The sequence below is a fragment of the Pseudomonas sp. GW821-FHT09C10 genome, assembly GCF_059418085.1.
The window spans coordinates 303,856-329,170 of sequence record NZ_JBWKPE010000004.1; the positions used below are offsets into that span (position 1 = coordinate 303,856).

Genomic DNA, 25,315 nt, shown 5'->3' on the forward strand with positions numbered 1-25,315 from the left:
GTTACGATATAACACGCGGCGTGAAATTTTTGTTCGTTAAACAGGGTTTTTGAACATGGCAAAAATCTCCTGTGGAAGGGGGCTTGCTCCCGATGGCGATGGGTCAGCCGGCACATGCATCAACCGGTAGACCGCTATCGGGGGCAAGCCCCCTCCCACATTTGTCCCTCAGTGCTTTCCAGATCGTGACTAAACCCCCATAAACACGCGCCATCACTGGTATAGGCCATGAATAATCGGCACACTCCAGGCAGTTTTTCGCGGGCTCTCGGACAAGGAAGCGTCACCCCCATGATTTCGATCTATCAGCTCAAACCGCGGTTTCAGAACCTGCTGCGTCCCCTCGTGCAGCGCCTCTATGACAATGGCACCACGGCCAACCAGATCACCGTGCTGGCCGGGGTCATTTCCCTGCTGGTCGGCCTGTTGATCGCCAGCTTCGCCCAGCACCTGTGGCTGTTTGCGCTGATCCCGCTGTGGATGATCCTGCGTATGGCCCTCAACGCCATCGACGGCATGCTCGCCCGGGAATTCGGCCAGCAGTCGCGCCTGGGCGCCTACCTCAATGAATTGTGCGACGTGATTGCCGACAGTGCGTTGATCCTGCCCTTCGCGCTGATCCCCGGCGTGAGCCTGGTGCCCGTGCTGCTGGTGGCGCTGCTGGCGGTGTTCAGCGAATACGCCGGGGTGCTGGGGCCGATGGTCGGCGCGTCACGGCGCTATGACGGGCCGATGGGCAAGAGTGACCGCGCGTTTGTCCTCGGCGTGCTGGCCATCGGTGTGGCGCTGGGCTGGCTCGGCGCTGGCTGGGTCGACACGGTGATGTGGCTGGTCGCCGCCCTGCTCGCCTACACCCTGGTCAACCGGGTGCGCCAGGGTTTGAAAGAAGAACAACCTATCTCCCCTTCTGCATAAGGATTTTGCAATGCGCGAACAGCAAGAGCACACCTTCAGTACCCATGACGGCGTCGAGCTTTTCTACCGTCATTGGCCGGCCAGCGCGCCGGCGGGCGGCGAGCCGCGCAAGGCGATCCTGCTGTTCCATCGCGGCCATGAGCACTCGGGGCGTATCGCGCACCTGGTGGATGAACTGGACTTGCCGCAGTTCGACTTCTTCGCCTGGGACGCCCGCGGTCACGGCCAATCGCCCGGCGAACGCGGCGACAGCCCGAGCTTCGCCACCAGCGCCCGTGATGTGCAGACCTTCCGCGACCATATCGGCGCCACTTATGGCATCGAGGAAGAAGACTGTGCCGTGATTGCCCAAAGTGTCGGCGCGGTGATCGCAGCCACCTGGGTGCATGACTACGCGCCGAAAATCCGCGCCCTGGTGCTCGCGTCCCCGGCGTTCAAGGTCAAGCTGTACGTGCCCTTTGCCCGGCCGGGCCTGGCGCTCATGCGCAGGTTTCGCGGCAACTTCTTCGTCAACAGCTACGTCAAGGCCAAGTTCCTCAGCCATGACCCGGAGCGCGTGGCGTCCTACGACAGCGACCCGCTGATCACCAAGGCCATCTCGGTGAACGTGCTGCTGGGCCTGTACGAAGCCGCCGACCGGGTTGTCGCCGATGCCCAGGCGATCCAGGTGCCGACCCAACTGCTGGTCTCGGGCGCCGACTTTGTGGTGCACCGCAAACCCCAGCAGCAATTCTTCGACCGCCTTGGCAGCCTGAAAAAAGAACTGCATATCCTCCCCGGTTTTTTCCACGACACCCTCGGCGAGCGTGACCGCGCGGTGGCCGTGAGCAGCGCCAGGCGCTTTATCCTGCAGAACTTCGCGCACCCGCTGGACCGTGCGTCCCTGCTGGACGCCGACAAACTGGGCGCCACCTGCGCCGAATCCGAATCCCTCGCTGCGCCCTTGCCACGCAATTCCCTGCGCGACCTGTACTGGCGCCTGACCCGCGCCAGCATGGGCCTGGGCAAGAACCTGTCGGACGGTGTAAAGCTGGGCTTCGACACCGGCTTCGACTCCGGCAGCACCCTGGACTACGTGTACCGCAACACGCCCACCGGCAAAGGCGGGCTGGGCCGCATGATCGACACCAACTACCTCAACTCCATCGGCTGGCGCGGTATTCGCCAGCGCAAGTTGAACGTCGAGGAACTGCTGCGCCTGGCCATGGCCAAGCTGAGGGATGAACAGCGCGAAGTACGCATCGTCGACATCGCCGCCGGCCACGGCCGCTACATTCTTGAAGCCTTGCAGGGCGTGTCGCCGCTGCCGGAATCGATCCTGCTGCGCGACTACAGCGACATCAACGTGCGCGACGGTGGCGCGCTGATTCGTGAGAAGGGCCTGGGAGATATCGCGCAGTTCGTCAAAGGCGATGCGTTTGACCGCTTGGATTTGGCGGCCCTGCAACCCAAGCCGACGCTGGCGGTGGTGTCCGGGTTGTATGAGTTGTTTGCCGATAACGCCATGGTCGGCGGTTCGTTGGCCGGCCTGGCCGAAGCCGTGGAGCCCGGCGGTTACCTGGTCTACACCGGCCAGCCATGGCACCCGCAACTGGAACTGATCGCCCGCGCACTGACCAGCCATCGCCAGGGCCAGGCCTGGGTGATGCGCCGTCGCAGCCAGGCAGAAATGGACCAGTTGGTTGAAGCTGCAGGCTTTCGCAAGATCACCCAGCGTGTGGATGAGTGGGGCATCTTTACCGTGTCCCTGGCCCAGAAGATCTGACCATGCGCGAACCCGGTCTATTGAAACCAGCGGTGCTGTGGCTGCTGCTGTTGGCGCCGCTGTTTTTCAGCACCTACGGCTTCGCCACTTGGGTCACCAGCCAGCGCAGCGATGTCGGCACCCTGGTGTTCGGCTGGGAAACCCATATGCCGTTCTGGGCCTGGACCATCGTGCCCTATTGGTCCATCGACCTGCTTTACGGGTTCTCCCTGCTGCTGCCCAACAGCCGCCATGAGCTGAAGCAACACGCGCTGCGCCTGCTCAGCGCGCAGGTCATCGCCGTAAGTTGCTTCCTGATCTGGCCGCTGCGCTTCACCTTCAAGCGGCCGGAACTGGATGGCGTGTTCGGCTGGCTGTTTGCCGTGCTGGCGGGGTTCGACAAACCCTTCAACCAGGCGCCCTCGCTGCATATCGCGCTGCTGGTGATCCTGTGGGTCATGTATCAGCGCCACACCCAAGGGTTATGGCGCTGGCTGGTGCATGGCTGGTTCGCCTTGATCGGTATTTCGGTGCTGACCACTTATCAACATCACTTTATCGACTTACCCACAGGCGCCCTCGCCGGCTGGCTATGCGTGTGGCTGTGGCCGGTGGAACACCCAAGCCCCTTGCTGAATGCACGCCTTACCCGGGATTCGAAGCGCTGGCGCTTGGGCCTGCGCTACGGCCTGGGGGCGTTGGCACTGGCAGTTCTCGCGTTTTCCCTGGGCGGCGGCTGGTTATGGCTGCTCTGGCCGGCGGTGTCCCTGGGCCTGATCAAGGCCAATTACCTGGTGCTCGGCGCTGCGGGCTTTCAAAAACGCACCGATGGCCGGCTTACACCTGCTGCGCGTTGGCTGTACGCACCCTACCTGGCCGCGGCGTGGATAAATTCGCGCCTGTGGACACGCAAACATCCACAGCCGGACCTGATTGTGGATAACGTCTGGCTGGGGCGGATTCCCAGTGCGAAAGAGCAGGGTCCATTCAGCGCCATCGTCGACCTCTGTGCCGAATTGCCGATTAATCCACAGGGCCGTGCGTATCAAAGCATCCCGGTGCTGGACCTGATCGCCCCGACACCCGCCGACTGCCAGCAAGCCGCCGAGGCCATCGAGCGCCTGCGTGCAAGCGGCCCGGTGCTGGTGTGCTGCGCCCTTGGCTACTCACGCAGCGCCACCGCCATCGCCGCCTGGCTGCTGCACAGTGGGCGCGCTGCCACGGTGGACCAAGCGCTGGCTATTATTCGTACAGCGCGGGCCCATGTGGTCCTGCATCCTGCTCATCGTCAAGCGTTGGAGGGTTTGCCCCATGCCCGCTGATATGGAACTCCAGGTGGTCGCCAGCCTGCTGCGCCGTGGCCGTTCGCTGGATCAGTTATCCACAGGCCTGACCGTCGCCGGGGTGTTATTCGGCCTGGCCCAGTTGCTGATGGCGAGTGTTTCAACCATCTGCCTGCTGCTCAGCCTGTGGATGATTATCCTCGGGCTGCTGCAAAAGTACTGGGCGCTGCGGGTGGCCTTTGACGCCGACCTGTTCGCCCTGCTGGCCTGCGACATCGAGCGCACGGCGGACCTCGATCAAGCCCTGCAAACCCTTGGCCTGCAATCGCCCAAGCGGGCCGGCCGGCCCTGGGCCGAGCGCCGTCGCGGCGCCCTCAAATTGCTGCGCAAACAAGCCTGGCTGCTGGGCGCGCAAGCGCTGCTGACCCTCGCCGTGATCCTCGCCAGCCCCTGGCTGCCTTTCGCCGCATAAGGAACCCCCATGTTCGAACCCGTGGTCGCCACGCTGATTACCTCCATGGCCCGCACCGTCACCGGCGCCCGCAGCCTGTGGCTGGGTTGCGCGCCAGTGCCGGTGCAACGTATCTATTTCGCCAACCACAGCAGCCACGGCGACTTCGTGCTTCTGTGGGCCTCACTGCCACAGAACCTGCGCAAATTCACGCGCCCGGTGGCCGGCAGCGATTACTGGAATAAAAGCGCCCTGCGACGCTACATCATCAACCGCGTGTTCAATGGCGTGCTGATCGACCGCGAGCGCAAGGACCCTGTGGATAACCCCCTGCAGCCCATGCTCGCCGCGCTGGAAGGCGGCGACTCGCTGATCATCTTTCCCGAGGGCACGCGCAACCTGGAGGACGGCTTGCTGCCGTTCAAAAGCGGCATCTACCATCTGGCCAAAAGTTACCCACAGGCCGAATTGATTCCGGTGTGGATCGCCAACCTGAACCGGGTCATGCCCAAGGGCCGCGTGTTGCCGCTGCCTTTGCTGTGCACCACCAGCTTCGGCGCCCCCTTGCAATTGGAAGAAGGCGAAGACAAAGCCGCGTTCCTTGCCCGAACCCGCGACGCCCTGCTCGCCCTCGCCCCGGAGCACTCCTGAGATGGATAGCCAAACCCTGATGTTATTTGGCGGCATCGGCGCGATCCTGGTGCTCGCTTCGCTGATCGGCCTGATCCTCAAACTGCGCACCCGTGGCACGCCTAATGCGGTGATCGACAACCTCAACGCCCGCATCAACGCCTGGTGGGTGATGGTGGTGGTCATTGGTATCGCCTTCTGGCTTGGTACCGGTGCGGTGATCCTGCTGTTCTATGCAGTGTCGTTCTACGCCCTGCGCGAATTCCTGACCCTCACGCCCACCCGGCGCAGCGACTACCCAGCCCTGGTGGCCGCGTTCTACCTGGCGTTGCCGTTGCAATACCTGCTGATCTACTCGGACTGGTACGGGCTGTTCTCGATCTTTATCCCGGTGTATGTGTTCCTGCTGCTGCCGATCCTCGCCTCCCTCGGCGGCGACAGTACGCACTTCCTGGAACGCGCCTCCAAAGTGCAATGGGGGCTGATGATCGCAGTGTTCTGCGTGTCGTTCGTGCCCGCCCTGCTGACCCTCGACATCCCCGGCTACGAAGGCCGCAACCTGCTGCTGATCGCGTACCTGGTGATCGTGGTGCAACTCTCGGACGTGCTGCAGTACGTGTGCGGCAAGCTGTTCGGCAAACACAAGATCGCGCCCAACCTGTCGCCGTCGAAAACCGTGGAAGGCTTTGTCGGCGGGATTCTGTTGTCCTCCCTGATCGGTGCGGCGCTGTGGTGGACCACGCCGTTCAACCCTTGGCAGTCGTTCCTGATCGCACTGCTGATCAACCTGCTCGGCTTCGCCGGCGGCATCGTGATGTCGGCGATCAAGCGCGACCGGGGGGTGAAGGACTGGGGGCATATGATCGAAGGCCACGGCGGCATGCTGGATCGCCTGGATTCGGTGTGTTTTGCGGCACCGATTTTCTTCCACCTCGTGCGCTACTGGTGGACCTGACCCCCCCCCTCTCAAGCCCAATGAAGATCAAACTGTGGGAGGGGGCTTGCCCCCGATGGCGGTGTGCCAGTCGCTGAAAGTTTCGACTGATCCACAGTCATCGGGAGTAAGTCGAATCGTCGCACTGCCCCTCCCACATTGGTTTTCTGGTGTTTTCGAGGTTTAAGCAAAGTCTGAAACCGCTGCTCCTACCTCTCGCTTCTCTTTATTTCGCAGGACATTTCCGAGAGAATCCCAGCCGCTTGTGCCCTGCCTTTTCGGTGGCTAGTCTGCGTTCGTCACTGCCAATTCAGTGACCGGGTTTAGTCGCTCGGGAAAGATTTACATTGGGCGCACAAGCGCCATCTCAAGCATGGCGTTTTTTTCTGCCAACGCTTTATGGTGGCTGTGCGCAGGGCACCTTCGGGTGCGCCGGGTTCCCAATGTTCCGGTCGACTAACCTGCGTACAGCTGCCACCCCATCGTTTAGTCGCGACTCGTGGCAGCTCCAATTACCTACATTGGAGTTACCGCAATGAGCAAAGTAAAACCCGGTCCGCCCCATCCCTTTTTCATCCCCCACCCCGAAATCAGCTTCGAAGACGCACTGGTCTACGCCTCAGACCTGCTCCACTGTGCCGAACAGTTGCGCGACTCGCCCAAAGCCGCCGGACACCTCATGGAAATGGCCAAAGTGATGGTAGACCGCTCGCTAGAATGCATGGGCCCCCGCTGACTCGGTAAACATCCCCGCTGTGCGGCGTATCGGCGTCATCTTTTGTATCAAAGACCCTGTAAGATACGCCGCACTTAGCCAGGGATGCTCACCATGTTCGATTCGCTCAAAGCCATCAGCCGTCGTGTTGTCGGTGTGTTTCTGACTGTGGTGGGGGCCGTTTTCGGCCAATGGCATCCGCCGCTATGGCTGCGCGCCATCGGCCGTGGCCTGGCGAACCTGGGTAACAAAGCCCGCGCTTATCCGCGCCAGGCCGGTGCCGGCGTACTGGGCCTGGTGCTGCTGGCGGCCGCTGGCTTCTATGGCTGGCACTGGTACTCCAACCTGCCGCAGCCCCACACCGTGGGCTATTCGCTGCACAAACCCAACCTGACGGACTACACCCAGCAACCGCCGGTTGTGGATAACTTGCAAGTGCGTTTTGCCGAATCGGTGGCCCCGCTGGCCGCCATTGGCAAGCCGGTCACCGAAGGCATCACCCTCAAACCCAATGTGGCCGGGAGCTGGCGTTGGTCCGATGACCGCACGCTGCTGTTCGTACCGGAGAAAGACTGGCCCATCGAAGCGGGCTACACCCTTGATCTGGCCAGGAAAGGTTTGCTGGCCGATGGCGTACTGCTCAGCCAGTACAGCAGCCAGTTCTCCACCCAGCCATTCCGCGCGACCCTGACACACAACGAGTTGTATCAAGACCCGTCGAACCCGACGCTGAAACAACTGGTGGCGACCTTCCATTTTTCCCACCCGGTCGATGAAGACAGCCTGCGCAAGCGCGTTTCGGTCACTCTCGGCAAAGGCCTGGCCTACCGCGACGCCCAGTTGCCCAACCGCCCGGACATCAGCTTCGACGAGACCAGGCTGAACGCCTACGTGCGCTCCGCCGCCCTGGCCACACCGCTGGAAAGCACGCCGGTCAGCGCCAAGCTGGATGAAGGCATCAAGGCCCGCGACGGCGGCAACGCCAGCACCGCGCCGCTGGTGGCGGAAGTCACCGTGCCTGGCCGCTATCGCCTGACCTTTACCGGCGCCGAAGTGGCCTTTGTGGATAACGAACGCGGCGAGCCTGAGCCGGTGCTGATGTTCAGCAGCTCCAGTGCCGTGGCCGATGACACCATTGCCGGTAAGGTCCAGGCCTGGCTGTTGCCGGAAAAGGCCCAGGACGACACCCGTCCCTATAACAGCAACGACATCGACGATGCCCTGCTGGCCCGCAGTACCAAGGTCACGCTGACCCACGTGCCCAGCGTCGAACCGCTGAACACCCTGCACGCCTTCAAGTTCAAGGCCCCGGCCGGCCGTGCGCTGTATGTGCGCGTGCCCGCCAACCTGGAAGCCATCGGCGGCTACCTGGCGAAAAACCCTACAGCCTCGCTGATCAGCATGCCGGCTTATCCGCGCACCTTGCAGTTCCTGTCCGACGGCGCGTTGCTCAGCCTTAACGGCGAAAAACGCCTGGGCTTCATGGCCCGTGGTGTACCTGGCGCCCATGTGGAAATCGCGCGCTTGCTGCCCAACCAATTGCAGCACCTGGTGGACCAGAGCAGCGGCAGCTTTGCCCGGCCCAATTTCGGCAACGAGTATTTCGACCGCATGGTTGAACGCCAGTCCCTGGATATTGCGCTGTCGTCCTCGGACCCGGCGAAAACTGTGTATGACAACGTCGATCTGAGCCACTACCTCACCGCCAACGGTGGCCGTCGCGGCATTTTCGTGCTCAAGCTCAGCCCTCAGGATGAGCCGGCCGAGCGCACGTTCGACTATTCGCGCAGCACCACCTCTGACCTGCGCTTTATCGTGGTCACCGACCTCGGCATCATCGCCAAGCGCTCCAGCGATGGCAGCCATGACGTGTATGTGCAATCCATCGGCAACGGTTCGCCGGTGTCCGACGCCCAGGTCGACATCATCGGCCGCAACGGTCTGCCGGTAAGCAGCGGCCACACCGACGGCGAAGGCCACGTGCATTTCGCCAAGCTGGATGAACTGCGCCGTGAGAAGACGCCGCTGATGTATGTGGTCACCCGCGGCAATGACCAGTCGTTCCTGCCGATCGCCCGTCAGTCCCAGCAGTTGGATTTGTCGCGCTTCGACGTAGGCGGTTTGGAAGAAGACGGCGCGATTGATCGCCTCAGTGCCTACCTGTTCACCGATCGTGGCCTCTACCGCCCTGGCGAAACCGCGCACTTGGGCATGATCGTGCGCAGCGGCAACTGGAAAGGCGCCCTGCAAGGCCTGCCCGTGGAGCTGCAGATCACCGACCCGCGCGGCCTGGAAGTGATTCGCCAGCCGCTGAAGCTGTCCGCCAGCGGTTTTGAAACCTTTGATTTCCCCAGCAGCGAAGTCGCCCCCGCCGGTGACTACACCGCGACCTTGCAGTTGATTGGCCAGAAACAGACCCGCACCGACCTCGGCAGTGTCAGCTTCAAGGTCCGCGATTTCGAACCGGACCGCATGAAGGTCAGCCTGAGCCTGCACGACACCCCGGTACAGGGCTGGATTCCACCGGACCAGGTGGTGGCCAAGGTCACCGCGATGCACCTGTTCGGCGCCCCGGCGGCCGGCCGTCGTGTCACCGCGAAGATGTCCCTGAGCCCGACGCTCGCGGCATTCGAGCGTTACCCCGACTACCGTTTCCGCCTCAACGATTCCCTGGAAGAGGCCAGCACCGAAGACCTGGCCGAAACCACCGTCGACGACAACGGCCAGGCCATACTCGACCTCAACCTGCAACGCTTCGCCAACAGCACCTATCGCTTGCAAGTGATGACCCAGGTGTTCGAGGCCGAAGGGGGCCGTAACGTGGCGGCGCAAAGTGCCTTGCTGGTGTCGTCCGCGCCCTACCTTGTGGGTGTGAAAAGTCAGGACTCGCTGTCGTACGTCGCCAAGGACGCCCCGCGCCAGGTGCACTGGCTGGCCGTCGCGCCAGACCTCACTCCGCTGGCGGTGGATGGCCTGACCAGCGAAGTGGTCGAGCATCGCTACGTGTCGGTACTGGTGAAACAGTCCAACGGCACCTACAAGTACGAGTCGCGCATCAAGAACATCAGCCAGCCGGCCTCGCCGCTGGTGATGACCAAGGACGGCGCCAGGCAGACCCTGAACACCGCCACCCCAGGGGATTTCACCCTGCAAGTGAAGGACGCCAACGGCAACCTGCTCAACCAGATCGACTACAGCGTGGCCGGACGCGGGAATACCTCGCGCTCCCTGGAACGCAACGCCGAGCTGCAACTGCGCCTGGATAAACGCAGCTACGCCACCGGCGATGAGATCGCGATCAGCATCCGCGCGCCTTACACCGGTGCGGGCCTGATCACCATCGAGCGGGACAAGGTCTACACCCAGCAGTGGTTCAAGGCCGACAGTACCAACAGCGTGCAACATATCCGCGTGCCTGCGGGGCTTGAGGGCAATGCCTACGTCAACGTGCAGTTTGTGCGCGACATCGGCTCGTCCGAGGTCTACATGAGCCCGCTGTCCTACGGGGTGGTGCCGTTCAGCATCAACCTGGATGCGCGGCGCATGGCGTTGAAGGTCGAGGGCCCGGCGAAAATCGAGCCGGGGCAGACGCTGGACATCAAGATCAACGCCGACCGCCCCGGCCGTGCTGTGGTGTATGCAGTGGACGAAGGCATCTTGCAGGTAGCGCGCTACCAGACGCCGGACCCGCTGGGCTTCTTCTTCCAGAAACGTGCGCTGGAAGTCGGCACCAGTCAGATCCTTGACCTGATCCTGCCGGAATTCAGCCGCCTGCTCAGTGGGGCGGCGCCCGGTGGCGATACGGAAGGCGCCCTGGCCAATCACCTCAACCCGTTCAAGCGTAAACATCAGCCGCCAGTGGCCTGGTGGTCAGGGCTGGTGGACTTGCCCGCCGGTGAAACTGTGCTGCATTACCAAGTGCCGGACAGCTTCAACGGCAAGCTGCACCTGTTCGCGGTGGCTGTGGACGCCGACAGCGTGGGCGTCAGCGAGGCCAATACCGAGGTCCGTGGCCCGATCGTCATCACGCCGAACGTGCCGGCTTTCGTGGCGCCGGGTGATGTGTTCAACGTCAGCGCCGGGGTATTCAGCAACCTCGAGGCGGCAGCGGACGTGAAGTTTGAAGTGCAGACCAGCGACGGCCTGGTGGTGCAGGGCGACAAAGCCAGCACCTTGTCCCTGCAACCGCGCAAAGAGGGCACCGCCGAGTTCAAGATCAAGGTCGGCGAAACCCTCGGTTCGGCGGATTTGCGCTTTGTCGCCGTGTTGCCGGATGGCAAGCGGATCCAGGTGGCGGAAACCACCTCGATCCGTCCCCTGAGCGAGCATCGCGTGGCCCTGAGCCTGGGCCGTTTCGACAGCGCCAGCAAAGAGCTCAAGCCCACCCGTGAACTGTTCAGCCAGTTGCGCGACGTGCAACTGGGTGTGGCTGCCTCGCCGCTGGTATGGGCCAACGGCCTCAAGCATTACCTGGATGACTACGGTTATGCCTGCACCGAGCAATTGGTGTCCAAGGCCATGCCGGCGTTGATCTGGGGCGGTACCGCACCCGAGGCAGAACAGGCCTTCAGCAGCGCGGTGCGTATGTTGCGCCAGCGCCAGAACCAGGCCGGCGGCTTTGGTTTGTGGGCCGCCAACCCGGATGTGGCGCCCTACGCCAGCCTGTACGCCACCGATTTCCTGATCGAAGCCAAGGAGCGCGGGCTGCCGGTGCCGGAAGACCTGCTGGTGCGCGCCAACAGCTATCTGACGGACCTGGCCAACGGCCCGAGCGAAGGCCTGTCGGAATTGCGCAACCGCGCCTACGCCAGTTACCTGCTGAGTCGTCAGGGGATTCTGGTGAGCGGCGCCTTGAGCGATATCCGCGAACGTTACGAGAGCTACTTCAAGGACAGCTGGCAGAACGACCTGGGCGCCGCCTACCTGGCGACCAGCTACAAACTGCTCAAGCAGGATCGCCAGGCCGACACCGTGTTCCGCAAGATCCCTTGGCGTTCGCTTGTGGATAAGTGGGACAGCGACGGCCTGTATTACGACCCGCTGGTCCACGATGCCGAGCACCTGCATCTGCTCGCTCGCCATTTCCCCGAGTTGCTGGACGATGTCCCTACCGCCCTGCTGGATAAACTCGGCAAGCGCCTCAACGAACAGCGCTACAACTCGCTGTCGGCAGCGCTGTTGCTGCGTGCCTTGGACAACTACGGCCAGCGCGCGCAAAGCGATATGACCCTCAAGGCCACCGCCTGGCTGGGCGACAAGCAGCAACAACTGCTGGAAATGGCCGGCCAGCCACCGCGCGCGGCGGTACCGGGCGCCACGCAAAAACTGCTGATGGAAAAATCCGACGGCCCGGCGGCGTTCTACATGCTCAGCGAAGCCGGTTTCGATAAGGGAGCCAAGCTCAAGCCGATCAACAACGGGCTGGAGATCATCCACGAATACCTCGACCTCAAAGGCGAGCCGGTGAGCACAGTGGCGGTGGGCGATGAGTTCCTGGTGCGCTTGCGTCTGCGTGCCACCGACCGTGACCAGGTGCAGCAAGTGGCCGTGGTCGACCTGCTGCCCGGTGGCGTCGAGCCTGTGTATAACTTGCCGCCGGAGCCGGAAGCCGCCAGCAGCGAGGACAGTGAAGGCGAAGCGTCCGAATACGTAGAAGAAAGCGAACAAGAAGCCGATGCCTGGCAAGCGCCCATCGGCGAAACCGAGCTGAGCAACTGGCAGCCGGACTATGTGGATGTGCGTGATGATCGGGTGGTGTTGTACGGCACGGCACTGCGCGACGTAGGCACCTTCGTCTATCGCGTGCGCGCCACCAACGCCGGCACGTTCAATACGCCACCGGCCTACGCCGAAGGCATGTACGAAACCACCCTGCAAGGGCGCGGCAAAGTAGGCCAGCTTGAAATTACCAAGCCTTAAACACCTGGCGCCGCTGCTGGCAGCGGCGCTGGTGCTGGCGGGGCTGCGGCTATGGCCCCACGCTCCGCTGGAACAGGCTGTGACGTCGTCACGGGTGGTGCTGGCCGATGACGGTTCGCTGCTGCGCATGACCCTGGCGGATGACGGCCAATACCGCTTATGGCTGCCGCTGGAGCGCATCTCGCCGTCACTGGTGGAGGCCTTGCTGCTCAAGGAAGACCGCAATTTCCATTGGCACCCGGGGATCAATCCCCCGGCGTTGCTGCGCGCGGCCCTGGCCACCTACAGCGGCGGCCAACGCCAGGGCGGCTCGACCTTGAGCATGCAACTGGCGCGACGCCTGTGGGATCTCAACACCCGCCAGGTACCCGGCAAATTGCAGCAGATGGCGTTGGCCTTGTGGCTGGAAGCGCGCTACAGCAAGCACGACATCCTCGAGGCGTACCTGAACCTGGCGCCCATGGGCGGCAATATCGAAGGCGCCGAAGCGGCCAGTCGCATCTACTTCGGCAAGGCGGCGGCGCAGTTGTCTTTGTCCGAAGCCTTGGCGCTGGCGGTGATTCCCCAGCAGCCGGGGCGGCGCGCACGCTTCGGGCCGTCACTGCAAAACGCGCGACTGCGCTTGATGAATGACTGGCGCGAAACCTATCCACAAGACCCGCGTAACGCCAGTTTGCTCGAGCTGCCCCTGGAAGCCCGCAACCGCCAGCAGATCCCGTTTCTGGCGCCGCATCTGAGCGAGCAGCTGTTGGCCTCCCAGCCCGGCAACGAACTCAACAGCACCCTCAACCTGCCCCTGCAGCAACTGCTCGAACGCCTGATCAGCGGCTTTATCGCCGAGCGGCGCAGCACCGGTGTGGAAAATGCCACGGCCATCCTGATCGACAGCCGCGACCAGAGCGTCAAGGCGCTGGTGGGCTCGGCGGATTACTTATCCACAGGCATCCACGGCCAGGTCAACGGCGTGTTGTCACGCCGTTCGCCGGGGTCGACCCTCAAGCCGTTTCTCTACGGGCTGGCGCTGGATCAAGGGGTGATCCACCCCATGAGTATCCTCAAGGATTTGCCCAGTAACTTCGGCTACTTCCAGCCGGAAAATTTCGACGGCAGTTTTGTCGGGCCTCTGACCGCACGGGATGCGTTGATCCGTAGCCGGAATATCCCGGCGGTGTGGCTGGCCAGCCAGGTGAAGTCGCCGTCGTTGTATGGGTTGCTGCAACGCGCCGGGGTCAAGGGCCTACGCGGTGAAAGCCATTACGGCTTGGCCCTGGCCCTCGGTGGCGGTGAGATGACACCCGAGGAACTGGCGCGGCTGTACGTGATGCTGGCGGGCGACGGCCATCTGCGGCCGTTGCGCTATCTGCAGGAGCAGCCCCAGGCTACCGGCCCGCAGCTCCTCACCCCGCAGGCGGCCTTTATGGTGCGCGACATGCTGCGTCGTAACCCACGCCCGGATGGCCTGCCCGCGCGGCACTGGCGCACCGCCTGGAAAACCGGCACGTCCTGGGGGTTCCATGATGCATGGAGCGCGGGCCTGGTCGGCCCATACGTGCTGGTGGTGTGGGTGGGCAACTTCGATGGTCGCCCCAACCCGGCGTTTATCGGTGCCAAGACCGCCGCGCCGCTGTTCTTCCGTATCGCCGACGCCCTGCCCCTGGCCTTGCCCAACGTCGTGATCAAGGCCGACAAACCACCCGCCGGCCTGGTGCGCATCGACGTCTGCGCCGCCTCGGGCGAGTTGCCCAACCGCTGGTGCCCGCAAACCCGCAAGACCTGGTACATCCCCGGCGTGTCACCGATTCGCGTGTCCAACCTGCACCGCCCGGTACTGATCGACACCCGCACCGGCAAAGCCGCGTGCCCGCCGTTCGAGGCGCAATACACCCGCGAGGAAGTCTTCGAATTCTGGCCCAGCGACATCCAACGCCTGTACCGCGCCGCCGGCCTGCCCCGCCGCACGCCACCCAACGTGATGAAAAACTGCCAGCCCAACCGCATCAGCGACCAGAGCGAAGCCCCGCAGATTCGCTCGCCGCTGACTCAAGTGAGCTATCAGTTGCGCCTGTCCCAACCCCAGGAAAGCATCCCGCTGAACGCGAATGCGGCCAGCGATGCGGCGATGCTGTACTGGTTTGCTGATCAAACCTTGATCGGCCAAGGCCCGCCGCAAGCCACATTGAACTGGCGGCCGGGCAAGTCGGGGGAGTATCGGCTGCGGGTCAGTGATGATCAGGGGCGCAGTGCGAGTCGGGGGTTGAGGGTGGAGTTTGTGCCGTGATAAGCCGCCTCTGACCCCTGGCTCAGTAAAAGCGCCGATGAAGATCAGGGAATATCATCTGCGCGAACCATACGGGTAGGCCGGGAAAAATCGAGCGTGACTTGGCAGACGGCGCTTCAACTACGCCCAAATCAATTAACTTTTTAAGCTGATCACTTGCTACGCGATCATGCAGCCCAGAAAAGATTTTGAAGTCCGCTCGGGCAATCTCACCTTGAGTTAGCAGGATATGGATGGCCTTGGCCATTTCCGGCTTCACTCCAGCCCCAATGAATCGCTCCTCAAGCCCAATCACTCTCTCAAGCCGCTGACGCAGACTTACCAGGCCCATCGCTTGTTCTACATACTCCATCTGATCAATGCAGACTTGCAGCATGAACTCTACAAATTCGAACAACCCACCTTGAGTCAGCTGACCACGACCGTCGAGATCACCGCGACGCGGCTGGTCCGCTGCACGCAAGCGTCCATAGTACTCATCCTGTTTTCGTGCCAGCCCCCGAGAAAGTGACCAAAGTGGGGACGCTAGCCCAAGGCGCATCAACTGCAAGTGCGTAATCATGCGCACGACTCGGCCATTGCCATCTTCAAATGGGTGAATAAACGCAAGACGATGGTGATAAGCAAGAGCGCTGAGAATTCGCGACGTCAGATCAGGTTGCCCCCCATATACCTGTTGAAGGCGGGTGAGCATGGGGGCGACGGATTCCCAGGCAGGCGCTGCATGATCACCCACCAAGACATTGCGTTGTGCACTATCACGCAATTGACCCGGCACCATTAAGCGCCCATCACTCAGCCGCAAGTCGTCGTCGCTGGCACCTGTAAAAAGGCGGCGATGAATGACAGAAATGAATTCAGGAGCAAAGAACACGCTCCAAGGCGCGTCAATTGATTTCGGCCGACGTACTGTTCGCTCCAGTAACGCCTGAACGCCGATGTGACTTTCGGCCAGCTCACGCAGTTCTTTGGAGTCGCGCCTGGGTACTCGTGTAGATAACGTAGCAGGCTCGGTGAATTGGCCTTCAATCAGGTTGCTGTAGTAACTATTGGTGATCCGCATCAGGCCGCCGATGCGAATAGCGGTGTTTTCGGGGAGCAAACCCGTGAGTTTTCCGGCACGAAACGATAGCGTCTCTGCCGTACGTAAAATCGACGCAGGAAAACCTGGAGATGGCCAGACAGGTTCCAACCAGTGATTCCCGAAGATGAACTTCTGCGTCATTTTCCTCACCATTTTTCCGATTTTTTTTCGAATCTGTTTTCCTTTAAGGTCCAATAGTAGCGGGATAAATCCAAGATTTTATACAACTATCTGCTAAACATTTTTCTGATTTTTTTTCTGATTCTTTTTAGCCTATACAACCAGCTCCACGTAGTTCGACTCCCCGCCTCCCGTCGCCCCCGACAACCAACCCCACACGAAACTCAGCGTGGTACGCCCGGCAGCATCGACACCGATGATGCCCCGCGACCAGCCGGCCAGCAGCTCACCTTCCAGCGTCAGGCACTGATACAGCAGCTCGATAGCGTCCGGGCCTGTGACGCGGCCGACCTGCGTACCCAGGCGAATTCGGCCGCCTTGGTAGGTACCGGAAATGGCATCGCCCTCGACAAGGTAATGAAACACCGTGCCCGCGCCGGAGAGCCCGTGGGTGTTATTGGCGACGGTGAATCGGCGGTTGTGCAAACGCTCGTGGATCTGCGAGGGGGTGCTCATCGAAGGCGCGTCCTTTCGGGTACCTGGAGACCCGGGCGGGCCTCCAGGGTGGAGCGGGTTACTCCACCGTCACCGACTTCGCCAGGTTGCGCGGCTGGTCGACGTCGGTGCCTTTGAGCACGGCGACGTAGTACGACAGCAGTTGCAGCGGGATGGTGTAGAGGATCGGCGACAGGGTGTCGTGGATGTGCGGCATGTTGATGACGTGGGTGCCTTCGCCGTTGGTCATGCCGGCTTTTTCGTCGGCGAACACGATCAGTTGGCCGCCACGGGCGCGGACTTCCTGCAGGTTGGACTTGAGCTTCTCCAGCAGTTCGTTGTTCGGCGCGACGGTGACCACCGGCATGTCGTCGTCCACCAGGGCCAACGGGCCGTGTTTGAGCTCACCGGCCGGGTAGGCTTCGGCGTGGATGTACGAAATTTCCTTGAGCTTCAGCGAGCCTTCCATCGCCACCGGGTACTGCGCGCCACGGCCGAGGAACAGGGTGTGGTTCTTGTCGGCAAACAACTCGGCGACTTTTTCCACGGTGCTGTCCATGGCCAAGGCTTCGCCCAGGCGGGTCGGCAGGCGGCGCAGTTCTTCCACCAGGGTGGCTTCGACGCCGGCAGCCAAGGTGCCGCGAACCTGGCCCAGGGACAGGGTCAGCAGCAACAGGCCGACCAACTGGGTGGTGAAGGCTTTGGTGGACGCCACGCCGATTTCGCGACCGGCCTGGGTCAGCAGGGTCAGGTCGGACTCACGCACCAGGGAGCTGATGCTGACGTTGCAGATCGCCAGGCTGGCGAGGAAGCCCAACTCCTTGGCGTTGCGCAGCGCGGCCAGGGTGTCAGCGGTTTCGCCGGACTGGGAAATGGTCACGAACAGGGTGTCGGGCTGCACCACCACCTTGCGGTAGCGGAACTCACTGGCGACTTCGACCTGGCACGGGATGCCGGCCAGTTCTTCCAGCCAGTAACGGGCAACCATGCCGGCGTGGTAGCTGGTGCCGCAGGCCACAATCTGCACATTGCGCACTTTGGCGAACAGCTCGGCGGCTTGCGGGCCGAAGGCGTTGACCAGCACTTGCTTGTCGCCAAGGCGGCCTTCCAGGGTGCGCTGCACCACGGCCGGTTGTTCGTGGATTTCCTTGAGCATGAAGTGGCGGAACTCGCCTTTGTCGGCGGCCTCGGCACCGTCGCGGTATTGCACCGCTTCGCGTTCGACGGAATTACCGTTCACGTCCCAGATCGCCACGCTTTCACGGCGAATGTCGGCAATATCGCCCTCCTCCAGGTACATGAAGCGGTCGGTCACCTGGCGCAGGGCCAATTGGTCGGAGGCGAGGAAGTTCTCACCCAGGCCCAGGCCGATCACCAGCGGGCTGCCACTGCGGGCGGCAACCACACGGTCCGGTTGGCTGGCGCTGACCACGGCCAGACCATAGGCGCCGTGCAGTTCCTTGACCGTGGCCTTGAGGGCGGCGGTCAGGTCGCTGTGGTCCTTGAGCTTGTGGTTGAGCAGGTGGGCGATGACTTCGGTGTCGGTGTCCGAGGTGAACACGTAGCCCATGCTCTTGAGCTGTTCGCGCAGCACTTCGTGGTTTTCGATGATGCCGTTGTGCACCACGGCCAAGTCACCGGAGAAGTGCGGGTGGGCGTTGCGCTCGCACGGTGCGCCGTGGGTGGCCCAGCGGGTGTGGGCAATCCCCAGGCGACCTACCAGCGGCTCGCCGGCCAACGCCTGCTCCAACTCGCTGACCTTGCCTGGGCGGCGCATGCGCTCAAGCTTGCCGGCGTTGGTGAAGACGGCCACACCCGCGCTGTCGTAGCCGCGGTATTCCAGGCGCTTGAGGCCTTCGAGCAGGATGGCAGTAACGTTACGTTCGGCGACTGCGCCAACAATTCCACACATGGTGCTTCTCCTAGATGATTGCCGCGCATATCAGCGTAATGCCGCGGGCTTGGATCTGGTCGCGGGCCTCAAGCGGCAGGCGATCATCGGTAATAAGGGTATGGACGCTGCTCCAGGGCAGTTCCAGGTTGGGAATCTTGCGGCCGATCTTGTCGGATTCGACCATCACCACCACTTCACGGGCGACCTCGGCCATCACACGGCTCAGGCCCAGTAATTCGTTGAAGGTGGTGGTGCCACGTTGCAGATCGATGCCGTCGGCGCCGATGAACAGTTGATCAAAGTCGTAGGAACGCAACACCTGCTCGGCGACCTGGCCCTGGAACGAGTCCGAATGCGGGTCCCAGGTGCCGCCGGTCATCAACAGCACCGGTTCGTGTTCCAGTTCGCTCAAGGCGCTGGCCACGTGCAGGGAGTTGGTCATGACCACCAAGCCGGGCTGGTGGCCCAGTTCCGGGATCATGGCCGCAGTGGTGCTGCCGCTGTCGATGATGATGCGGGCGTGTTCACGCAAACGCATCACCGCAGCACGGGCGATCGCACGTTTGTAGGCCGAGACCGGTTGGGCGGGGTCGCCCACCAGTTCCTGAGGCATGGTGATCGCGCCACCGTAGCGACGCAGCAACAGGCCGTTACTTTCGAGCGCGGCCAAGTCCTTGCGGATAGTGACTTCCGAGGTTTCGAAACGCTTGGCCAATTCGTCCACGCTGACTTCGCCCTGTTCGTTGAGCAAGGTCAGGATGTTGTGGCGTCGTTGGGGTGTATTTCGTTTCGACATGGTGATGATAAGTTTCGTTTCGAAAGATAACGAAGGCAATCAAAACCTATTGGGAAGATATCGTCAAGCGTCGGAAACAGATTTTTCAAGCAACACACGACAAATGTGGGAGGGGGCTTGCCCCCGATTGCAGTAGATCAGTCGACTAAAACCTTGACTGAAAATCCGCCATCGGGGGCAAACCCCCTCCCACATTTGGATAGCATTGCTGATGAGGCTGTGGATAACTCAGCTTTTCTTGATTTTGACCGGGCGTTTCCAGCCGTCGATATTGCGTTGGCGGGCACGGGCTACGGCCAGTTGGGACTTATCCACATCCTGATTGATGGTTGAGCCTGCGGCAGTGTTCGAACCATCACCGATAGTCACAGGTGCAATCAGCGAGTTATTCGAGCCGATGAAGACGTCCTCACCAATCGTCGTCTGGTACTTGTTGGCACCGTCGTAGTTGCAGGTGATCGCGCCAGCACCGATGTTACTGCGCGCACCGATCACCGCATCACCCAGATAGGCCAAGTGGCCGGCCTTTGCATCGTCGCCCATGCGTGCGTTTTTCAGTTCGACGAAATTGCCGACGTGCGCCCTGGCGCCCATCACAGTGCCCGGACGCAACCGCGCAAACGGACCGGCATCGCTGCCCTCGCCCATTACGGCGCCGTCGATATGGCTGTTGGCCTTGATCACCACGCCCCTGCGCAGGGTGCTGTCCTTGATCACGCAGTTCGGGCCAATGACCACGTCGTCTTCGATGATCACGCGACCTTCGAGGATCACGTTGATGTCGATCAGCACATCGCGGCCCACGGTGACCTCACCGCGTACGTCAAAACGCGCAGGGTCGCGCAGGGTCACGCCCTGGGCCATCAGGCGGCGGCCTTCACGCAGTTGGTAGTGACGCTCGAGCTCTGCAAGCTGCTTGCGATCATTGGCGCCCTGCACTTCCATCGGGTCGTGGGGCTGTTCGGTGGCGACCAGCAGGCCATCACTCACGGCCATCTCGATCACATCGGTGAGGTAGTACTCGCCCTGGGCGTTGTTGTTGGACAGGCGGCTCATCCAGTCGGCGAGCTTATTGGCAGGCACCGCAAGGATGCCGGTGTTGCCTTCGGTGATAGCCCGCTGGGCTTCACTGGCGTCCTTGTGCTCGACGATCGCCGCGACCTTGCCGTCGGCACCGCGCACGATGCGCCCGTAACCGGTGGGGTCATCCAGCTCAACGGTGAGCAGGCCCATCTGGCCGGGCACCACATGCTTGAGCAGGCGTTGCAGGGTTTCCACTTCGATCAGCGGCACGTCGCCGTAGAGGATCAGCACGGTGTCGGCGGTAATGAACGGCACAGCTTGCGCGGTGGCGTGGCCGGTGCCCAGTTGTTTGTCCTGTAATACGAAATTCAGGTCATCCGCCGCCAGGCGCTCGCGCACCACATCAGCACCGTGGCCGATCACCACGTGGATACGTTGCGGGTCCAGTTGACGAGCGCTGTGGATAACATGCCCAAGCATGGAATTGCCCGCGACCGGGTGCAGCACCTTGGGCAGGGCCGAACGCATGCGGGTGCCCTGGCCTGCGGCGAGAATGACGATTTCAAGAGACATGAATGGCTACCAATCCTGGGCGGTCCGGCTTCAGACCAAAGATGTGTTTTGCTAAAAAAGAAAAAGGGTAGCCGAGGCTACCCTTTTTAATCAATCGCGCATAAGCATCACGGCGTCGCCGCTTACTTCTTGCGGATCTGCTGGAGCGTGCGCAGCTGAGCTGCAGCCTCGGCCAGACGTACAGCAGCAGCGCTGTAGTCGAAGTCCGCACCCTTTTCGTTCAGGGCCTTCTCGGCAGCCTTGACGGCTTCCTGAGCGGAGGCTTCATCCAGGTCGCCAGCACGTTGCACGGTGTCGGCAAGTACCTTGACCATGTTCGGCTGAACCTCAAGGAAACCACCGGAGATGTAGAACACCTCCTTTTCCCCGCCTTGCTTGGTCAGAGTGATCGGACCTGGCTTCAAGCTGGTGATCAATGGCGCGTGGCCCATGGCAATACCCAGGTCACCGAGTTCGCCGTGTGCAATCACCATTTCTACCAGACCGGAGAAGATTTCCCCTTCCGCGCTGACGATATCGCAATGGACTGTCATAGCCATCTGATTGCCTCAACCTGATGAGCGCCCGTTTCCGGGCGCCTGGATTACAGTTTCTTGGCTTTCTCGATCGCTTCTTCGATGCCGCCGACCATGTAGAACGCTTGTTCTGGCAGGTGGTCGTAGTCACCGTTGAGGATGCCTTTGAAGCCAGCAATGGTGTCTTTCAGGGAAACGTATTTACCCGAAGCACCGGTGAAGACTTCAGCCACGAAGAACGGCTGCGACAAGAAGCGCTGGATCTTACGAGCACGGTTTACCAACTGCTTGTCGGCTTCCGACAGCTCGTCCATACCCAGGATCGCAATGATGTCCTTCAGTTCTTTGTAACGCTGCAGCACGTACTGAACGCCGCGAGCGGTGTCGTAGTGCTCCTGGCCGATCACGTTCGGGTCCAGCTGGCGCGAAGTCGAGTCGAGTGGATCGACCGCTGGGTAGATACCCAGGGAAGCGATGTCACGGGACAGAACGACGGTGGCGTCCAAGTGGGCGAAGGTGGTCGCAGGCGATGGGTCGGTCAAGTCATCCGCAGGTACGTATACCGCTTGGATCGAAGTGATCGAACCTTCCTTGGTCGAAGTGATACGTTCTTGCAGAACGCCCATCTCTTCAGCCAGGGTCGGCTGGTAACCTACTGCGGAAGGCATACGGCCCAGCAGTGCGGATACTTCAGTACCGGCCAGGGTGTAACGGTAGATGTTGTCGACGAACAGCAGAACGTCGTTACCTTCGTCACGGAACTTCTCGGCCATGGTCAGGCCAGTCAGTGCTACGCGCAGACGGTTTCCCGGCGGCTCGTTCATCTGACCGTAGACCAGTGCCACTTTGTCCAGAACGTTGGAGTCCTTCATCTCGTGGTAGAAGTCGTTACCCTCACGAGTACGCTCACCCACACCGGCGAACACGGAATAACCGCTGTGCTCGATGGCGATGTTACGGATCAGTTCCATCATGTTTACGGTCTTGCCTACACCGGCACCACCGAACAGACCGACTTTACCGCCCTTGGCGAACGGGCAAACCAGGTCGATAACCTTGATGCCGGTTTCCAGCAGGTCGTTGCCGCCAGCTTGTTCCGCGAACGAAGGTGCTGGACGGTGAATGCCCCAGCGCTCTTCGGTGTCGATCGGGCCAGCTTCGTCAATCGGGTTGCCCAGTACGTCCATGATCCGGCCCAGGGTCGCTTTACCGACCGGTACGGAGATGGCAGCGCCGGAGTCGATAACGTCCAGACCGCGCTTCAAGCCTTCGGTGGAACCCATCGCAATGGTACGAACTACGCCGTCGCCCAGCTGCTGCTGAACTTCCAGAGTAGTTTCCGCGCCTTGTACTTTCAGCGCGTTGTAGATGCTCGGTACGCTGTCGCGTGGAAATTCCACGTCGATAACGGCGCCGATGATTTGAACGATACGTCCGCTACTCATAGCTGGATCCTCTGAATATTTGAACCGTTAAACCGCGGCAGCGCCGCCGACGATTTCCGAGATCTCTTGGGTGATCGCAGCCTGACGCGCCTTGTTGTAGATCAGCTGCAAATCGCTGATCAGATCACCGGCGTTATCGGTAGCGTTTTTCATCGCGATCATCCGCGCCGCTTGTTCAGCTGCGTTGTTCTCGACCACCGCCTGGTACACCTGCGACTCCACGTAGCGCACCATCAAGCCGTCAAGCAGCTCTTTGGCGTCTGGTTCGTAGAGGTAGTCCCAGTGGTGCTTGAGTTCCTGATCCGGAGTCGCCACCAGTGGAATCAATTGCTCCACGGTTGGCTGCTGGGTCATGGTGTTGATGAATTTGTTGGATACCACGGAGAGGCGGTCAATCCGGCCTTCCAGGTACGCATCCAGCATCACCTTCACACTGCCGATCAAATCATTGATCGACGGCTCTTCACCCAGGTGGCTGATAGCTGCAACGACGTTACCGCCGAAGTTGCGGAAAAAGGCCGCCCCCTTGCTACCAACAACACACAGATCGATCTCGACGCCGTTTTCGCGGTTTACCGCCATGTCCTTGACCAGGGCCTTGAACAGGTTGGTATTCAAACCACCGCACAAACCACGGTCACTGCTCACTACCACATAACCCACACGCTTGACGGCGCGTTCGATCATGAAGGGGTGGCGGTATTCCGGGTTGGCGTTGGCCAGATGCCCAATTACCTGGCGGATACGCTCCGCATAAGGACGGCTAGCAGCCATGCGCATTTGTGCCTTGCGCATTTTGCTGACCGCCACTTTTTCCATGGCGCTGGTAATTTTTTGCGTGCTTTTGATGCTCGCAATCTTACTGCGAATCTCTTTTGCGCCTGCCATGTAACACCTATCAGGTTAGCAAGCGGGAGCCTTGCGGCTCCCGCTGCGGCTTACCAGGTTTGGGTGGCCTTGAACTTCTCGATACCGGCTTTCATGCCAGCGTCGATATCGTCATTGAAGTCACCCTTCACGTTGATCTTCGCCATCAATTCGGCGTGATCGCGGTTGAAGTAAGCAATCAGCGCTTGTTCAAAGCTGCCGACCTTGGCGATTTCAACGTCGGTCAGGAACCCACGCTCAGCGGCATACAGCGACAACGCCATGTCAGCGATCGACATTGGGGCGTATTGCTTCTGCTTCATCAGCTCGGTAACGCGCTGACCATGCTCAAGTTGCTTACGGGTCGCTTCGTCCAGGTCAGAAGCGAACTGGGCGAATGCCGCCAGTTCACGGTACTGAGCCAGAGCGGTACGGATACCACCGGAGAGCTTCTTGATGATCTTGGTCTGAGCGGCACCACCCACACGGGATACCGAAACACCGGCGTTCACTGCAGGGCGGATGCCCGAGTTGAACATGGCCGATTCCAGGAAGATCTGACCGTCGGTGATGGAAATCACGTTGGTCGGAACGAACGCGGAAACGTCGCCAGCCTGGGTTTCGATGATCGGCAGTGCGGTCAGGGAACCGGTTTTGCCGGTCACTGCGCCGTTGGTGAACTTCTCTACGTACTCTTCCGAAACGCGGGATGCACGCTCCAGCAGACGGGAGTGGAGATAGAACACGTCGCCTGGGTAGGCTTCACGGCCTGGTGGACGGCGCAGCAGCAGGGAAATCTGGCGGTAAGCCACTGCCTGCTTGGACAGATCGTCATAAACGATCAGCGCGTCTTCACCGCGGTCGCGGAAGAATTCACCCATGGTGCAACCGGAGTACGGTGCCAGGAATTGCAGCGCAGGAGATTCCGAAGCACTGGCAGCCACGATGATCGTGTTGGCCAGGGCGCCGTTTTCTTCCAGCTTGCGAACGACGTTGGCGATGGTCGATTGCTTCTGACCGATCGCTACGTAGACGCAGAAAATGCCGCTGTTCTTCTGGTTGATGATCGCGTCGATCGCCAGAGCGGTTTTACCGATCTGACGGTCACCGATGATCAGCTCACGCTGGCCACGGCCGACTGGGATCATGGCATCGACAGCCTTGTAGCCAGTCTGTACAGGCTGGTCTACCGACTTACGCCAGATCACGCCTGGAGCAACTTTCTCGACCGCGTCGGTCTCGGTGTTGCCCAGTGGACCTTTACCGTCAACAGGGTTACCCAGTGCGTCGACTACGCGACCCAGCAATTCCTTACCAACCGGAACCTCCAGGATGCGGCCAGTGCACTTGGCGCTCATGCCTTCAGCCAGACTGGTGTACGCGCCCAATACAACGGCACCTACGGAGTCTTGCTCCAGGTTGAGGGCCATACCGTAGACGCCGCCCGGAAACTCGATCATCTCGCCGTACATAACGTCGGCCAGACCGTGAATCCGCACGATGCCGTCAGATACGCTGACGACAGTGCCTTCGTTACGGGCTTGGGAGGTCACATCGAGCTTGTCGATGCGGCCCTTGATAATTTCACTTATTTCGGAAGGATTGAGTTGCTGCATTGCTCTGCTGCCCCTTCA

General features: G+C 61.3%; 18 protein-coding genes. 9 read left to right on the forward strand and 9 right to left on the reverse strand.

Going from position 1 to position 25,315, the window contains the following annotated elements:
* Positions 1 to 291: 291 nt before the first annotated feature.
* From AC07OT_RS10675 to pbpC, 9 genes are all read left to right on the forward strand, one after another.
* Positions 292 to 915, forward strand: a complete 624-nt coding sequence (locus tag AC07OT_RS10675) for a CDP-alcohol phosphatidyltransferase family protein (RefSeq protein ID WP_495100778.1) — start codon at positions 292 to 294, stop codon at positions 913 to 915.
* 10 nt (positions 916 to 925) lie between these two features.
* Positions 926 to 2,680 carry a bifunctional alpha/beta hydrolase/class I SAM-dependent methyltransferase gene (locus AC07OT_RS10680; protein WP_495108039.1) on the forward strand — a complete coding sequence of 585 codons (1,755 nt, stop codon included), beginning with the start codon at positions 926 to 928 and terminating at the stop codon, positions 2,678 to 2,680.
* Positions 2,681 to 2,682: 2 nt separating this feature from the next.
* Positions 2,683 to 3,981 (forward strand): phosphatase PAP2/dual specificity phosphatase family protein, encoded by a 1,299-nt coding sequence (locus AC07OT_RS10685; RefSeq protein ID WP_495108040.1) that lies wholly within the window; start codon positions 2,683 to 2,685, stop codon positions 3,979 to 3,981.
* Positions 3,971 to 4,414: a hypothetical protein gene (locus AC07OT_RS10690; protein ID WP_495108041.1), complete on the forward strand. Its 444-nt coding sequence runs from the start codon at positions 3,971 to 3,973 to the stop codon at positions 4,412 to 4,414. The genes AC07OT_RS10685 and AC07OT_RS10690 overlap by 11 nt, the downstream gene beginning before the upstream one ends.
* A gap of 9 nt (positions 4,415 to 4,423) precedes the next feature.
* A complete protein-coding gene (locus AC07OT_RS10695) occupies positions 4,424 to 5,044 on the forward strand; it encodes a lysophospholipid acyltransferase family protein (protein WP_027608186.1) in 621 nt (206 codons plus the stop codon).
* 1 nt (position 5,045) lies between these two features.
* Positions 5,046 to 5,978, forward strand: coding sequence for a phosphatidate cytidylyltransferase (locus AC07OT_RS10700; RefSeq protein WP_017528659.1), 933 nt, complete (start codon positions 5,046 to 5,048; stop codon positions 5,976 to 5,978).
* 514 nt (positions 5,979 to 6,492) lie between these two features.
* Positions 6,493 to 6,693, forward strand: a complete 201-nt coding sequence (locus AC07OT_RS10705) for a DUF3077 domain-containing protein (RefSeq protein WP_065937920.1) — start codon at positions 6,493 to 6,495, stop codon at positions 6,691 to 6,693.
* Positions 6,694 to 6,786: 93 nt separating this feature from the next.
* Positions 6,787 to 12,591 carry an alpha-2-macroglobulin gene (locus tag AC07OT_RS10710; protein ID WP_495108042.1) on the forward strand — a complete coding sequence of 1,935 codons (5,805 nt, stop codon included), beginning with the start codon at positions 6,787 to 6,789 and terminating at the stop codon, positions 12,589 to 12,591.
* Entirely contained in the window at positions 12,572 to 14,869 is a 2,298-nt protein-coding gene (gene pbpC / locus AC07OT_RS10715; protein ID WP_495108043.1) for a penicillin-binding protein 1C, read from the forward strand. The genes AC07OT_RS10710 and pbpC overlap by 20 nt, the downstream gene beginning before the upstream one ends.
* 22 nt (positions 14,870 to 14,891) lie before the next feature.
* Here pbpC and AC07OT_RS10720 read toward each other — a convergent pair whose 3' ends face one another.
* The 9 genes from AC07OT_RS10720 to atpA all read right to left on the reverse strand — a co-directional run bounded on the left by AC07OT_RS10720 (position 14,892) and on the right by atpA (position 25,297).
* Positions 14,892 to 16,094, reverse strand: coding sequence for a Fic family protein (locus tag AC07OT_RS10720; RefSeq protein ID WP_495108044.1), 1,203 nt, complete (start codon positions 16,092 to 16,094; stop codon positions 14,892 to 14,894).
* Between the two features lie 132 nt (positions 16,095 to 16,226).
* Positions 16,227 to 16,589: an avidin-fold protein gene (locus AC07OT_RS10725; protein WP_495108045.1), complete on the reverse strand. Its 363-nt coding sequence runs from the start codon at positions 16,587 to 16,589 to the stop codon at positions 16,227 to 16,229.
* A 58-nt stretch (positions 16,590 to 16,647) separates the two neighbouring features.
* Positions 16,648 to 18,480, reverse strand: coding sequence for a glutamine--fructose-6-phosphate transaminase (isomerizing) (gene glmS / locus AC07OT_RS10730; protein WP_027608179.1), 1,833 nt, complete (start codon positions 18,478 to 18,480; stop codon positions 16,648 to 16,650).
* A 10-nt stretch (positions 18,481 to 18,490) separates the two neighbouring features.
* Complete coding sequence (locus AC07OT_RS10735) at positions 18,491 to 19,258, reverse strand: DeoR/GlpR family DNA-binding transcription regulator (protein ID WP_027608178.1); 768 nt, start codon at positions 19,256 to 19,258, stop codon at positions 18,491 to 18,493.
* A gap of 228 nt (positions 19,259 to 19,486) precedes the next feature.
* Complete coding sequence (gene glmU, locus AC07OT_RS10740; RefSeq protein WP_495108046.1) at positions 19,487 to 20,854, reverse strand: bifunctional UDP-N-acetylglucosamine diphosphorylase/glucosamine-1-phosphate N-acetyltransferase GlmU; 1,368 nt, start codon at positions 20,852 to 20,854, stop codon at positions 19,487 to 19,489.
* Positions 20,855 to 20,976: 122 nt separating this feature from the next.
* On the reverse strand, positions 20,977 to 21,393 hold the full coding sequence (locus tag AC07OT_RS10745; protein ID WP_003177061.1) for a F0F1 ATP synthase subunit epsilon: 417 nt from the start codon (positions 21,391 to 21,393) through the stop codon (positions 20,977 to 20,979).
* A gap of 44 nt (positions 21,394 to 21,437) precedes the next feature.
* The gene (gene atpD / locus AC07OT_RS10750) at positions 21,438 to 22,814 is read right to left on the reverse strand and encodes a F0F1 ATP synthase subunit beta (RefSeq protein ID WP_003177062.1); all 1,377 of its coding nucleotides are present in this window, start codon (positions 22,812 to 22,814) and stop codon (positions 21,438 to 21,440) included.
* Between the two features lie 27 nt (positions 22,815 to 22,841).
* Entirely contained in the window at positions 22,842 to 23,702 is an 861-nt protein-coding gene (atpG, locus tag AC07OT_RS10755; RefSeq protein ID WP_003195829.1) for a F0F1 ATP synthase subunit gamma, read from the reverse strand.
* Positions 23,703 to 23,752: 50 nt separating this feature from the next.
* On the reverse strand, positions 23,753 to 25,297 hold the full coding sequence (gene atpA, locus AC07OT_RS10760) for a F0F1 ATP synthase subunit alpha (RefSeq protein ID WP_003177064.1): 1,545 nt from the start codon (positions 25,295 to 25,297) through the stop codon (positions 23,753 to 23,755).
* Positions 25,298 to 25,315: the final 18 nt, after the last annotated feature.

Coding starts and splice junctions, on each gene's coding strand:
- AC07OT_RS10675 (WP_495100778.1), top strand. CDS start 292: ATGATTTCGATCTATCAGCTCAAACCGCGGTTTCAGAACCTGCTGCGT.
- AC07OT_RS10680 (WP_495108039.1), top strand. CDS start 926: ATGCGCGAACAGCAAGAGCACACCTTCAGTACCCATGACGGCGTCGAG.
- AC07OT_RS10685 (WP_495108040.1), top strand. CDS start 2,683: ATGCGCGAACCCGGTCTATTGAAACCAGCGGTGCTGTGGCTGCTGCTG.
- AC07OT_RS10690 (WP_495108041.1), top strand. CDS start 3,971: ATGCCCGCTGATATGGAACTCCAGGTGGTCGCCAGCCTGCTGCGCCGT.
- AC07OT_RS10695 (WP_027608186.1), top strand. CDS start 4,424: ATGTTCGAACCCGTGGTCGCCACGCTGATTACCTCCATGGCCCGCACC.
- AC07OT_RS10700 (WP_017528659.1), top strand. CDS start 5,046: ATGGATAGCCAAACCCTGATGTTATTTGGCGGCATCGGCGCGATCCTG.
- AC07OT_RS10705 (WP_065937920.1), top strand. CDS start 6,493: ATGAGCAAAGTAAAACCCGGTCCGCCCCATCCCTTTTTCATCCCCCAC.
- AC07OT_RS10710 (WP_495108042.1), top strand. CDS start 6,787: ATGTTCGATTCGCTCAAAGCCATCAGCCGTCGTGTTGTCGGTGTGTTT.
- AC07OT_RS10720 (WP_495108044.1), bottom strand. CDS start 16,094: ATGACGCAGAAGTTCATCTTCGGGAATCACTGGTTGGAACCTGTCTGG.
- AC07OT_RS10725 (WP_495108045.1), bottom strand. CDS start 16,589: ATGAGCACCCCCTCGCAGATCCACGAGCGTTTGCACAACCGCCGATTC.
- glmS (WP_027608179.1), bottom strand. CDS start 18,480: ATGTGTGGAATTGTTGGCGCAGTCGCCGAACGTAACGTTACTGCCATC.
- AC07OT_RS10735 (WP_027608178.1), bottom strand. CDS start 19,258: ATGTCGAAACGAAATACACCCCAACGACGCCACAACATCCTGACCTTG.
- glmU (WP_495108046.1), bottom strand. CDS start 20,854: ATGTCTCTTGAAATCGTCATTCTCGCCGCAGGCCAGGGCACCCGCATG.
- AC07OT_RS10745 (WP_003177061.1), bottom strand. CDS start 21,393: ATGGCTATGACAGTCCATTGCGATATCGTCAGCGCGGAAGGGGAAATC.
- atpD (WP_003177062.1), bottom strand. CDS start 22,814: ATGAGTAGCGGACGTATCGTTCAAATCATCGGCGCCGTTATCGACGTG.
- atpG (WP_003195829.1), bottom strand. CDS start 23,702: ATGGCAGGCGCAAAAGAGATTCGCAGTAAGATTGCGAGCATCAAAAGC.
- atpA (WP_003177064.1), bottom strand. CDS start 25,297: ATGCAGCAACTCAATCCTTCCGAAATAAGTGAAATTATCAAGGGCCGC.